Annotated in this window: 13 protein-coding genes, 1 tRNA gene and 1 riboswitch; of the genes, 13 read left to right on the forward strand and 1 reads right to left on the reverse strand. The window is 71.2% G+C overall.

Annotated features, from left to right (window positions below; genetic code table 11):
* The first annotated feature begins 83 nt into the window (after positions 1–83).
* Positions 84–157 (forward strand) — tRNA-Pro (locus tag ABD194_RS17975).
* Between the two features lie 386 nt (positions 158–543).
* Here ABD194_RS17975 and ABD194_RS17980 read toward each other — a convergent pair.
* Positions 544–747 (reverse strand): hypothetical protein, encoded by a 204-nt coding sequence (locus ABD194_RS17980; RefSeq protein ID WP_343993889.1) that lies wholly within the window; start codon positions 745–747, stop codon positions 544–546.
* Between the two features lie 119 nt (positions 748–866).
* Here ABD194_RS17980 and ABD194_RS17985 point away from each other — a divergent pair, with 119 nt between their 5' ends.
* From ABD194_RS17985 to ABD194_RS18040, 12 genes are all read left to right on the forward strand, one after another.
* Positions 867–1,118, forward strand: coding sequence for a hypothetical protein (locus ABD194_RS17985; protein WP_343993891.1), 252 nt, complete (start codon positions 867–869; stop codon positions 1,116–1,118).
* 162 nt (positions 1,119–1,280) lie between these two features.
* Positions 1,281–1,889: a cardiolipin synthase ClsA gene (gene clsA / locus ABD194_RS17990; protein ID WP_343993893.1), complete on the forward strand. Its 609-nt coding sequence runs from the start codon at positions 1,281–1,283 to the stop codon at positions 1,887–1,889.
* Positions 1,886–2,878: a DUF881 domain-containing protein gene (locus tag ABD194_RS17995; RefSeq protein ID WP_343993895.1), complete on the forward strand. Its 993-nt coding sequence runs from the start codon at positions 1,886–1,888 to the stop codon at positions 2,876–2,878. Before clsA ends, ABD194_RS17995 begins: the two co-directional genes overlap by 4 nt.
* Positions 2,875–3,207, forward strand: a complete 333-nt coding sequence (locus tag ABD194_RS18000; protein WP_045187991.1) for a small basic family protein — start codon at positions 2,875–2,877, stop codon at positions 3,205–3,207. Before ABD194_RS17995 ends, ABD194_RS18000 begins: the two co-directional genes overlap by 4 nt.
* Positions 3,208–3,209: 2 nt before the next feature.
* Positions 3,210–4,307, forward strand: coding sequence for a DUF881 domain-containing protein (locus tag ABD194_RS18005; RefSeq protein WP_343993899.1), 1,098 nt, complete (start codon positions 3,210–3,212; stop codon positions 4,305–4,307).
* Between the two features lie 214 nt (positions 4,308–4,521).
* Complete coding sequence (gcvH, locus tag ABD194_RS18010; protein WP_343993901.1) at positions 4,522–4,911, forward strand: glycine cleavage system protein GcvH; 390 nt, start codon at positions 4,522–4,524, stop codon at positions 4,909–4,911.
* Positions 4,912–5,118: 207 nt separating this feature from the next.
* Complete coding sequence (locus tag ABD194_RS18015; RefSeq protein WP_343993903.1) at positions 5,119–5,580, forward strand: FHA domain-containing protein; 462 nt, start codon at positions 5,119–5,121, stop codon at positions 5,578–5,580.
* Positions 5,577–6,323 carry a transcriptional regulator FtsR gene (ftsR, locus tag ABD194_RS18020; protein WP_343993905.1) on the forward strand — a complete coding sequence of 249 codons (747 nt, stop codon included), beginning with the start codon at positions 5,577–5,579 and terminating at the stop codon, positions 6,321–6,323. The genes ABD194_RS18015 and ftsR overlap by 4 nt, the downstream gene beginning before the upstream one ends.
* Positions 6,324–6,363: 40 nt before the next feature.
* Entirely contained in the window at positions 6,364–6,885 is a 522-nt protein-coding gene (locus ABD194_RS18025; protein WP_343993907.1) for a bifunctional nuclease family protein, read from the forward strand.
* A gap of 207 nt (positions 6,886–7,092) precedes the next feature.
* Positions 7,093–7,674, forward strand: a complete 582-nt coding sequence (locus ABD194_RS18030) for a MerR family transcriptional regulator (RefSeq protein WP_343993909.1) — start codon at positions 7,093–7,095, stop codon at positions 7,672–7,674.
* A 62-nt stretch (positions 7,675–7,736) separates the two neighbouring features.
* Positions 7,737–7,837, forward strand: a riboswitch (glycine riboswitch).
* An 80-nt stretch (positions 7,838–7,917) separates the two neighbouring features.
* Positions 7,918–10,845, forward strand: coding sequence for an aminomethyl-transferring glycine dehydrogenase (gene gcvP, locus ABD194_RS18035; RefSeq protein WP_343993911.1), 2,928 nt, complete (start codon positions 7,918–7,920; stop codon positions 10,843–10,845).
* 53 nt (positions 10,846–10,898) lie between these two features.
* Complete coding sequence (locus ABD194_RS18040) at positions 10,899–12,386, forward strand: glutamate-cysteine ligase family protein (RefSeq protein ID WP_343993913.1); 1,488 nt, start codon at positions 10,899–10,901, stop codon at positions 12,384–12,386.
* The last annotated feature ends 31 nt before the right edge of the window (positions 12,387–12,417 follow it).

Below are 12,417 nucleotides of genomic sequence, written 5' to 3' on the forward strand. Positions count from 1 at the left end.
TACGACCCGGCCGGAGCGTCCTGGGGCCCGATTGGGACCCGTGGTGCCCGGTGCGCTACTGTTCCTTTCGCCCCGCGGGGCATCGGGCTGTGGCGCAGCTTGGTAGCGCACTTGACTGGGGGTCAAGGGGTCGCAGGTTCAAATCCTGTCAGCCCGACCGATCGACGAAGGGCCGCACTCTCCAATGGAGGGTGCGGCCCTTCGCCGTGTCCGCCAGCTTCCTGCGCTCGGTCCGTCAACCGGTGCTCATGGCGCCGCGGACACCAGGGAGGCGGCTACTCGCCGCAAGAACTCCGGTCCCGGAGCAAGCGATACGCAAGGTTTGCGCTACCTTGCCCGACACGACACTGGTTGTGCCGATTCGCGCGTCAGCATCGTCGTCCGGGCCTCCGCCGGGACACGGAACGTCACGGCTGCGTATGCCGGGTCGGCGCCCGTCACCGCGTCGTCCTCGACCGCGGTCGCGCAGTCCGTGGTCCAGCGCTCGCAGACCGTCACCTTCGCCTCGTCCGCCCCCGGCTCCGTCACGGTCGGTGGCGGGGCCTACTCCGTCTCTGCCACGGCGACGTCCGGCTTGGCCGTGACGATCACGAGGACCACGACTGCCGTCTGCACCGTCGTGAGGTCGACCGTCACCCTCGTGGGCCCGGGCACCTGCACGATCGCCGCCGACCAGGGCGGCAGCGCCACATATGCCGCCGCAGTCCAGGTGACCCAGTCCTTCGCCGTCAAGACCACCCAAGCCATCTCGTTCACCTCGAGCACCCCGACCGCCGCGATGCTGGGGGACCCGGCGCGCCGACCAGGGCGGCAACACGACCTGGGCGGCGGCTCCCCAGGTCACGCAGTCCTTCCTGGTGACCCCGGTGCCGACCGCACCGGTGGATCTGACCCTCGACTCGACGCCGAGCAGCAGCACCGCCACCTGGACCGCCGTGCCGGGCTACGCCTACCAGTGCCAGGTATCGAACGGCAGCAGCGTGCCCGCGGCAGCGGAGTGGAGCCCGTGCGTCTCGCCCTTCACGTTCGTGCCGAAGAACGGCAACCAGACCTTCTTCGTGCGGGCGGTGCGGGGATCGAGTTCGAGCACGCCGGCCTCCGTGAACTTCAAGCCGTGAGCACCTGACGCCCCGAAGCACCGCGTAGCCGGCCCATCGGTGACCTGACCGTCCTCGCCGACACTGCACAGCCGTGCCGGTCCGGTCCCGGCGTCCGGACGTGTCCGGATCGATGCCGAGGACGTGCGTCGGGCTCTCGGGCCGCCGGTTAGGCTTGCCGCCGTGGAGGTCCAGAACGCGGCGGAACGCGAGCACGTCGTGTCGGAGCGGCTGCTGACGATCCCCAACGTCCTCTCGGTCCTCAGGCTCCTCGGCGTGCCGTTCTTCCTCTGGGCGATCCTCTCCGGCCGCGACGGCCTGGCACTGCTGCTGCTCATGGCCTCGGGGGTCACCGACTACCTCGACGGCAAGATCGCCCGGCACTTCCACATGGAGAGCCGCCTCGGCGCGTTCCTCGACCCGATCGCAGACCGCCTCTACATCCTCACGACGCTCGTCGGACTCCTGTGGCGCGATCTCATCCCGGTCTGGCTCGTCGCGGCCCTGCTTGCCCGCGAGGCCGTGATGGGCCTGATGCTGCTCTACCTGCGCTCGCGCGGACAGCTCGGCCTGCCCGTCCACTTCGTCGGCAAGGCCGCGACCTTCAACCTGCTCTACGCGTTCCCGCTGCTGCTGCTGGCCAACCGCGACGACTGGCTGGGTGACCTCGCCCGGCCCCTCGGCTGGGCCTTCGCGTGGTGGGGCCTCGTGCTCTACTGGCTCGCGGCCGTGCTGTATGCCGTGCACGCACGGCTCGTGATCACGCGCGGCTCCCGGACGGTGGACGCTTGAGCCGGCCGCGCCGCCCCGACGAGTCGATGACCCTGCTCACGACGATGATGGAGCGGCCTCTCGATGCCGGCTACCAGGAGGCCGCCGACCGCCGCGAGGCCGCCGGGCTGCCCAAGGCCACGTCGACCCGGACCGTCCTCGTCGTCGTGCTGGCCCTCCTCACCGGGTTCCTCTTCGCGGTGGCAGCGCAGTCGCTGAGACCCAAGCCGACGGCGGCCGCAGCGGTGAAGAAGGAGCTGGTCACGCGCATCGAGGCCCTCCAGCAGCACGGAAGCGAGCAGGAGGCCAAGGTGGCGGCGCTCGGCCGGCAGGTCCGTGACTACGAGGCCCTGGCCCTGCAGCAGTCGGGCGGACCCGACCTCACGAGCACCATCAAGGAGCTCGAGGTGGAGGCCGCAGCGGTCCCGCTCCGCGGACCCGGCCTGACCTTGACCATCGACGACGCCGCATCGGTGGGCGGCGACGCCACTGCGGGCAGCCGCCCCAACAGCGGGTTCCAGGAGGGCCGGGTCACCTCCGGCGACCTGCAGGTGCTCGTCAACGGCCTCTGGGGTGCCGGCGCCGAGGCCATCGCCATCAACGGGCACCGGTTGAGCTCCACCGCGGCGATCCGCTTCGCCGGACAGGCGATCGTCGTGGACTTCCGCCCGTTGTCCAGGCCCTACGTCATCACGGCACTGGGAGACTCGCAGGGCATGCAGCAGCTCTTCGAGCCCTCGTTCGCAGGGCTCTACCTCTCGCAGCTGACCGACCAGTACAAGATCCGCTCGACGATGGCCGCGGGCGACTCGCTGACCGTGCCGGGCGACCCCTCCGCCCGACTCGAGGTGGCCCGGCCCCTAGGCTCGTCCCCGCCGAGCGCACCGCCCGGCTCTCCGACGGGGTCGAGCTCGCAGGGCAAGCGCTCCGCTCCGAGCACCAGCAACAGCACGCGCACGAGCACGAGCACGGGCTCGGGCTCTGCGACGAGTGAGAGGACATCTCCGTGATCCCAGTTCTCGGCCTGCTGGCCGGACTAGCGGTCGGACTCTTCCTCGACCCCTCGGTGCCCGTGTGGCTCCAGCCCTATCTGCCGATCGCCGTCATCGCCGCGCTCGACGCCGTCTTCGGCGCCATCCGGGCCATCCTGGACGGCATCTTCAACGACAAGGTGTTCGTCGTCTCCTTCCTCTCGAACGTCGTCGTCGCCGCCTTCATCGTCTTCCTCGGAGACCAGCTCGGCGTGGGTTCGCAGCTGTCCACCGGCGTCGTCGTCGTCCTCGGCGTGCGGATCTTCTCCAACGTCGCCTCCATCCGCCGGCACCTCTTCAGGGCCTGAGCATGGGCAAGGGCAGGAAGCGCCGTGCCGGGCAGGCGGCCGGCAGCACGTCGGACAAGATCGTCCGGACGCCGGAGGTCGCCGAGCGCCCCGAGGCTCCTGAGAGCCAGACGACCAAGAACGAGTCGCCTGGGACAGAGGCGCCTGAGGCTCACCCGATCGAGCCGACCGACACGACCGAGCCGACCGACACGACCGAGCCGACCGACACGACCGAGCCGACCGACACGACCGACACGACGGAGACGACCGAGGACGGCCAGGCCGGTGGCGTGCCACCGGGCGCGCCGGCGCCCGTCTTCGGGACCGGCCTCGGTGACGGCGGCGACCCCGACTTCGCGGCGCCGGAGGGCCGCCAGCACGAGACCGCTCCCCGCGCGGTGGAGGGCCGGGGCGCCTGGCGCCGCCTGCTCCGGATGAGCCGCCCCCGGGCGACCCGCGCCAACGCCCTGGGCGCCCTGCTGGCGCTGCTGCTCGGGGTCGGCATCGCGGCCCAGGTGCAGCTGACGAACCAGCGCGGCCTCGACGAGCTGAGCCAGACCGACCTCGTGCGTGTCCTCGACGACATCTCGCTGCGCTCCTCCCGGCTGGACCAGCAGGTTCGCGAGCTCGAGACCACCCGTGACCGGCTCAAGAGCGGCACCGGCACCGCGGCCGAGGCCCTCGACCAGGCGCAGAAGCGGGTGGACACCCTGGGGATCCTCGCCGGCACGCTGGCCGCCAAGGGTCCGGGCATCACGATGCGGGTCACAGACCCGACCAACGCCATCAACGGGCCGATCGTGCTCGACCTCATCCAGGAGCTGCGCGACGCCGGGGCCGAGTCCATCGACGTGGGCGGCGCGCGCGTGGTCGCGTCCTCCTTCGTCTCGGACCGCAACGGTGCGATCCTCATCGACGGCCAGACGGTGCCCCGTCCCATCGTCATCAAGGCCATCGGTGACTCCAAGACCCTGTCGTCCGCCATGACGATTCCCGGCGGCATCGTCGAGTCGGTGCGCCAGAAGGGAGCCGAGGCCACCGTCACGGAGTCGAGCCTCGTCGAGATCACCTCCCTGCACCGGCCCACACCGATGACCCACGCCAAGCCGGTGGAGTGACCGGCGAGCCGCCCCACTGCGTCCCGGGACCGTCGGCTCCTGCCGAACGCCTCGCACTTCCCGGCGCGGCACTGCCTGCGCAGACGCCGTCGACGTGGCATCCTCTCAGGTGCCGCCGCATCGGCACCGGCTCGCCGAGTCGGTGCAGGCACCACGGCGCCCCGCCCGGCACCGCTCGACCCGACCGGCCGGAGCCACACCACGAAGGAGCGACATGAGCGACCTGCAGTACCCCTCTGACCTGCGCTACACCAGCGACCACGAGTGGGTCCGCGTGGGCGAGGACGGAGTGGTGCGCATCGGCATCACGTCGTTCGCGCAGGACGCTCTGGGTGACGTCGTCTACGTCTCCCTCCCGGCTGTCGGCGACACCGTGACGCCGGGTGACTCGTGCGGCGAGGTCGAGTCGACGAAGTCGGTCAGCGACGTCTACGCCCCCCTCGAGGGCGAGGTCACCGCGACGAACCCGGCCCTCGACGGCTCTCCCGAGCTGATCAACTCCGACCCCTACGGCGAGGGTTGGATGTTTGAGCTGCGCCTCGCCGACCCCTCCTCCGTCGAGGGACTCATGGACGCCGACGCCTACACCGCGACGCTCTCCTGAGCCTTCGACACACCCCAGCTGTCAGCACCGACCCGTCCGGGTCGCCGGCACCTGCCACCGAGAGTGCCGGCTAGGTCCGGCTCGGGCGACAGCACGCCCGGCCCACCGTCGCCGCCCCCGGCCTCATGTCGGCCGGGTTCGGAGCCGACGGAGTCAACTAGAGTGGACGGACCCGGATCCGCCCGAGCCACAGAGGAGGAGCGGAGCATGTCGAGCGACACGCCCGAACCCGACGACCTGAACGTCGAACCCCGCACCATGCGGTTCCAAGGCGTCCCGGCGCAGGACCTCGAGTCCGCAGTGCCACGCGGCCTGACCGCCGAGGACCAGGCGACCATCGAGGCCCTGCGTCCCGGCACGGCCCTGCTCGTCGTGCTCCGAGGCCCCAACACCGGCGCCCGGTTCCTCCTCGACGACCAGGAGGTGGTGGCCGGCCGCCACCCCGACTCGGACATCTTCCTCGACGACGTCACGGTGTCACGCAAGCACGCCACCTTCCTGGCACGGGGCGGCGGCTACGTCGTCCGCGACTCCGGGTCGCTCAACGGCACCTACGTCAACCGTGAGCGCATCGACGAGGCACCCCTGCACCAGGGGGACGAGGTGCAGATCGGCAAGTTCCGCCTCGTCTACTACTCCGGCGGAGCGCAGCAGCACACACCCGCATGAGCGCCGGCTCGGTCGTGGGTCACGAGGCGGGTGAGAAGACGTCCGGCGCCGCGCCTGCACCGCGCCGCCTGACCATCGGCAAGGTCCTGGCCAGCCTGGCCGAGGAGTTCCCGGACGTCACGACCTCCAAGATCCGCTTTCTGGAGGCAGAGGGTCTCGTACGGCCGCACCGCACGGCCTCCGGCTACCGCACCTACTCCGAGGACGACGTCGCGCGGCTGCGCTACATCCTCGCCGCCCAGCGCGACCGGTACTGGCCCCTGAAGGTCATCCGCGAGGCGCTGGACGCCCTCGACCGCGGACTGTCCGAGCCCACGGACCAGCCCGACGGACGCCCGCGTCCGCCGGCACCTCCGGTCGACCCGGAGGTGCCGGACGCCTCGCAGCTGGTCTCCCGGCGCGAGGTGGTCCTGACGGGGCCGGAGCTGCGTGAGGCCACCGGCATCGACCGGGACACGATGCACGCCCTGGAGACCTACGGCCTGCTCCGCAGCGACGATCGGGGGCTCTTCGGCCAGGACTCCCTCGCCATCGCCGCCGCCGCCCGGGCGCTCGCCTCACACGGTCTCGAGGCGCGGCACCTGCGGCCCTTCCGCACGGCCGCCGACCGCGAGATCGGCCTCGTGGACCAGGTGCTCGCGACGCGGCGGGGGAGCGGCAGCCGCGAGGAACGCGCAGCCGAGATCGCCTCTGCCTGCATCGCCCTGCACGTCGCGCTGGTCAGGGACGGCCTCGCCCACTAGTGCCGACGCGGGCCTTCAAAGCGGGGGGTACGGTGGAGGAGTGAGAGAGGTCGATGTCCTCGGCGTACGCGTCGAGATGCCCACGAACCACCCGATCGTGCTGCTGCGCGAGAGGGACGGCGGGCGCTACCTGCCGATCTGGATCGGCGCCGCTGAGGCGGCCGCGATCACGTATGCGCAGCAGGGCGTGGTCCCGCCGCGGCCGCTGACGCACGACCTCATGCGCGACATCCTCGCCGTCCTGGGGCACGAGCTGACCGAGGTGCGCATCGTCGCCCTCAAGGACTCGGTGTTCCACGCGTCGCTCGTCATCGACGGCGGCAAGACCGAGGTCAGCTCCCGGGCGAGCGACGCGATCGCCCTCGCCCTGCGCACCGGGTCCCCGGTCCTGGTCGAGCCGGCGATCCTGGACGAGGCCGCGATCGTGGTGTCCTCCGAGGAGGACGACGAGGTGGAGAAGTTCAAGGAGTTCCTCGACCACGTCTCCGCCGAGGACTTCGAGGGCCCGACCCCGGAGGGCGAGACGGGGGACCGGCCGGATCGGCCCGACCTGCCTGAGTGAGCGGAGCCACCCCGCACGGCACCATCCTCACCCTCAGGTAGAGATCGAAGGTTCGCGCTCGTCGATCGACACGCCGGGCACCCAGCCGCCGCGGTCATTGACCGGAGGCAGGCGGCGGCCTACCGTCGGAGAACGACGTGACTGTAGTTATCCCCATGTCGTCTGCGCTCGTAGACCGACGCGCAGCCCGAGCAGGAGGAGGACGGCATGGCCGCCATCGAGGACGCGCACGACGCGAGCCGGGTCTTGCCCGCCGGGTCGCAGGGCCTGCTGTTCACCGACGACCTGCCGGAGCTCGCCGAGGACAGCGGCTATCGCGGCCCCACCGCCTGCAAGGCGGCCGGGATCACCTACCGCCAGCTCGACTACTGGGCTCGCACCGGGCTCGTGGAGCCGTCGGTGCGCAGCGCCACGGGGTCGGGCACCCAGCGCCTCTACGGCTTCCGCGACATCCTCGTGCTCAAGGTGGTCAAGCGCCTGCTCGACACCGGGGTCTCCCTGCAGCAGATTCGCGTCGCCATCAGCCACCTGCGCGAGCGGGGCGTCGAGGACCTCGCCCAGATCACCCTGATGAGCGACGGGGCCTCCGTCTACGAGTGCACCTCCGCCGACGAGGTCATCGACCTCGTCCAGGGCGGCCAGGGCGTCTTCGGCATCGCCGTCGGGCGTGTCTGGCGCGAGGTCGAGGGCGAGCTGGCCATGCTCCCGAGCGAGCGGGTCGACGAGACCCCCGCGGAGCACCCCGACGACGAGCTGACCGCCCGCCGCCAGGCCCGCCGCATGGCCTGAGTCCCGCCCAGCCGCGGGCGGTCACCACGCCGACCCCCGGCTGCTAGATTTGACGTGCCGATCGACCCTGCGTGGGAGAGTCCTCGGGGTGCCTTGGCACCTGCGGGGCGCCGAAGGGGCAACATCCCCGGAACCTCTCAGGCGCCAGGACCACGCGGGCGAGGCAACTCTGGAGGCACCGGCGACGGTCGCGCGACAGACGGGGAGCGTGTGTCGTCCGCTCTAATCCCGCCAGGAGCCCCAATGTCGATCGACCAGTCCGTGCCCGTCACCACCGGAAGCTCCGCCTCGACGGCCATGGCCGACTTCGTCACGCGCCACGTGGGTCCCGCGGCTGAGGACGTGCACCGCATGCTCGAGGTGGTCGGACAGCCGAGCCTCGACGCGATGTGCGACCGCGCGATCCCCGGTGCCATCCGCTCCGACGCCCCGCTGCAGCTGCAGGCGGCCGCCAGCGAGAACGCCGTCATCGAGGAGCTGCACTCGCTCGCGTCGCGCAACACCGTGCTCACCTCGCTCATCGGGCTCGGCTACTACGGCACCGTCACACCCCCGGTCGTGCGCCGCAACGTGCTGGAGAACCCGGCCTGGTACACCGCCTACACGCCCTACCAGCCGGAGATCTCGCAGGGCCGCCTGGAGGCGCTGCTGAACTTCCAGACGGTCATCACCGACCTCACCGGTCTCGACGTCGCAGGCTCCTCCCTCCTCGACGAGTCAACCGCCGCGGCCGAGGCGATGTCGCTCATGCGGCGCGCGAGCAGGGCAGCCGCCGACGGGGTGATCCTCGTCGACGAGCGGCTCTTCCCGCAGACGACCGCCGTCATGCGCACGCGCGCGGAGGCCCTCGGCCTCCCGCTCGTCGTCACCGACCTGCGCGCGGTCACCGAGGCGACGTCGCTCGCGGCCGCCGCCGACGGCAAGGCGGTCGTCGGGGCGATCGTGCAGTACCCCGACGCCACCGGCGAGGTCGTCGACTGGTCGGCCCTGACCACGGCCGTCCACGAGGCCAAGGGGCTCGTCACCGCCTGCGCCGACCTGCTGGCCCTCACGCTCGCGAAGGCGCCGGGGGAGTGGGGCGCCGACATCGCGGTCGGCAGCGCGCAGCGCTTCGGCGTGCCGATGGGCTTCGGTGGCCCGCACGCCGGTTACATGGCGGTGCACCGTGGCCTCGAGCGACAGATCCCCGGACGTCTCGTCGGTGTCTCGGTCGACGCCCAGGGCCACCAGGCCTACCGGCTCGCCCTGCAGACCCGCGAGCAGCACATCCGCCGCGAGAAGGCGACCTCCAACATCTGCACCGCGCAGGTGCTCCTGGCCGTCATGGCGAGCATGTATGCCGTGTGGCACGGCCCCGCGGGCCTGGTGGCGATCGCGAAGCGCGTGACGGCCCTCACCACGGCCCTGCGCGGGGCGCTCGTCGACGGCGGGCTCGACGTCGAGACGACCGCGTTCTTCGACACCCTGACCGTGGTCGTGCCGGGTCGCGGGGCGGAGGTCGTCGCGTCCTTCGCCGACCGGGGCATCAACGTGCGTCGCGTCGACGACGACCGCATCTCGCTCAGCCTCGACGAGACCTCGACGCCGGCGACGGTCGCCGCCGTCCTCGAGGCCCTCGGCGTCCGGCCGTCCGAGGAGGTGACGGCCGGTGACGTCGCGGAGGGAGCATCCGGCATACCGCAGGCTCTCGAGCGCACGTCCGAGTTCCTCACCCACCCGGTGTTCCACGCGCACCACTCCGAGACCGCGATGCTGCGCTACCTGCGTCGCCTCTCCGACCGCGACTTCGCGCTCGACCGCGGCATGATCCCGCTCGGCTCGTGCACGATGAAGCTCAACGCGACCACGGAGATGGAGGCCATCACCTGGCCCGAGTTCGCGAACCTGCACCCGTTCGCGCCGGCCGAGCAGACCGAGGGCATCCGCGCGCTCATCGACGACCTGTCTGCCTGGCTGTGCGAGATCACGGGCTACGACGCCGTCTCGCTCCAGCCCAACGCCGGGTCGCAGGGCGAGTTCGCCGGCCTGCTCGCCATCCACGCCTACCACCAGGCGCGCGGCGAGGGGCACCGCCGGATCTGCCTCATCCCGGCCAGCGCCCACGGCACCAACGCGGCCTCCGCGGTCATGGCCGGCCTCAAGGTCGTCGTCGTCAGGACGGCCGCCGGTGGCACCGTCGACATGGACGACCTGCGCGCCAAGATCGAGGCGCACCGTGACGACCTCGCCGCGATCATGGTCACCTACCCCTCGACCCACGGCGTCTACGAGGACACCATCACCGAGCTGTGCGAGCTCGTCCACGACGCCGGTGGCCAGGTCTACGTCGATGGCGCGAACCTCAACGCCCTCGTCGGTCTCGCCCAGCCCGGCAAGTTCGGCGCCGACGTCAGCCACCTCAACCTGCACAAGACCTTCTGCATCCCGCACGGCGGTGGCGGCCCCGGCGTCGGACCCGTCGCGGTGCGCGCCCACCTGGCGCCGCACCTGCCCAACCACCCGCTCGCTGCCGAAGCCGGGCCCGAGACCGGCGTGGGACCCGTCTCCGCCGCCCCCTACGGATCGGCGGGCATCCTGCCGATCTCGTGGGCGTACGTCCGGCTCATGGGCGGCGACGGGCTCAAGCACGCGACGCAGATGGCCGTCCTCGGCGCCAACTACATCGCCGCCCGGCTGCGCGAGCACTTCCCGGTGCTCTACTCCGGCGACGACGGCCTCGTGGCGCACGAGTGCATCCTCGACGTCCGCCAGATCACCGCCGAGACCGGCGTGACCGTCGACGACATCGCCAAGCGCCTGGTCGACTACGGCTTCCACGCCCCGACCATGAGCTTCCCGGTCGCCGGCACGCTGATGGTGGAGCCCACCGAGTCCGAGAACCTCTACGAGCTCGACCGGTTCTGCGACGCCATGATCGCGATCCGCGGCGAGATCGAGGCGATCCGTGCCGGCGAGGTGGCCGTCGGCGACAGCATGCTGCGTCACGCGCCGCACACCGCCCTCAACATCGCAGGGGAGTGGGACCACCCCTACGACCGCATCCAGGCCGCCTTCCCGGTGGGTGTCCACGCCGCCGACAAGTACTGGCCGCCGGTCAGCCGCATCGACGGGGCCTACGGCGACCGCAACCTCGTGTGCTCCTGCCCGCCGCCAGAGGCGTTCGAGAGCTGAACACTCTGCTCGAGGGGCTCGCACGAGCCCCTCGAGTGTGGTTGTCTCGGCACGTGGGAGCGGATGTCGAACAGGCCAGGTACACGCGTGAGCAGCGGCAGCAGTACCGCGAGAAGGTGCGCCGCGACCTCGACGTCTTCGAGCGCATGCTCGGCAAGAGCGAGTTCGAGTTCGACCGGCCCATGACCGGGCTCGAGATCGAGCTCAACCTCGTCAACGAGGACCTCGGGCCCAGGCTCGACAACAAGACGGTGCTCGAGCAGATCGCCGACGAGAACTACCAGACCGAGCTCGCCCGCTACAACATCGAGCTGAACGTCCACCCGCGCCCGCTGCCGGGCGATGCCGCGCTCGAGCTCGAGGAGCATCTGCGCGAGTCGCTCAACCGGGCCTCGCAGAAGGCGGCCGAGGCGCGCGCCGGCATCGTGGCCATCGGGATCCTGCCGACCGTCATGCCCGAGCACTTCGAGGGCGACTGGATCAGCGAGAACATCCGCTACGCCGCCCTCAACAACGCGGTGCTCGACGCTCGCGGCGAGGACGTGTGGCTCGAGCTCGAGGGACCGACGGGCGAGCGGATCGCGCGCTACTCCGACAGCCTCGCGCCCGAGTCGGCCTGCACCTCGATCCAGCTGCACCTGCAGGTCCAGCCCGAGCGTTTCGCAGACCACTGGAACGCCGCCCAGGTGCTCGCCGGACCGCAGCTGGCCCTGGGCGCCAACTCCCCGTTCTTCCTCGGCCAGCGGCTGTGGGCCGAGACGCGCATCCCGCTCTTCACCCAGGCCACCGACACCCGGTCCGTCGAGCTGAAGAACCAGGGGGTGCGCCCGCGGGTGTGGTTCGGCGAGCGCTGGATCACCTCGATCTTCGACCTCTTCGAGGAGAACGTCCGCTACTTCCCGGCCCTGCTGCCCGAGCTCTACGACGAGGAGCCCGAGGAGGTGTTCGAGCGGGGCGAGGTGCCCGAGCTGAGGGAGCTGCGCCTCCACAACGGCACGGTCTACCGCTGGAACCGCCCGATCTACGACATCGTCCACGGACGCCCGCACCTGCGGGTCGAGAACCGGGTGCTGCCGGCCGGACCGAGCATCGCCGACGTCATGGCCAACGCCGCCTTCTACTACGGCACGATCCGCGTCCTCGCCGAGGAGGACCGCCCAGTGTGGACCCGGATGAGCTTCTCGGCCGCCGAGTCCAACTTCGAGGAGGGTGCCCGCCTTGGCATCGACGCCCGCACCTACTGGCCCGGTCTGGGTGACGTCCCGGCCACCGAGCTCGTCCTGCGCCGCCTGCTGCCGATGGCCAACGAGGGGCTGCAGCGCTGGGGCGTGTCGACGGCGGTGCGCGACCGGTTCCTCACGATCATCGAGCAGCGATGCCTGCACGGCATCAACGGGGCCTCCTGGCAGTCCGAGTGCGTGGCACGCCTCGAGAGCCGGGGCCTGACCCGCGACAAGGCCCTGCGCGAGATGCTCGCCCGCTACATCGAAGGGATGATGGCCAACGAGCCGGTCCACACGTGGGAGCTCCCCGGCGACTGAGCGAGTCGTTCCGGGAGGGCTCGACAGCCCC

Source organism: Terrabacter terrae, from assembly GCF_039529575.1.
GTDB lineage: Bacteria > Actinomycetota > Actinomycetes > Actinomycetales > Dermatophilaceae > Terrabacter > Terrabacter terrae.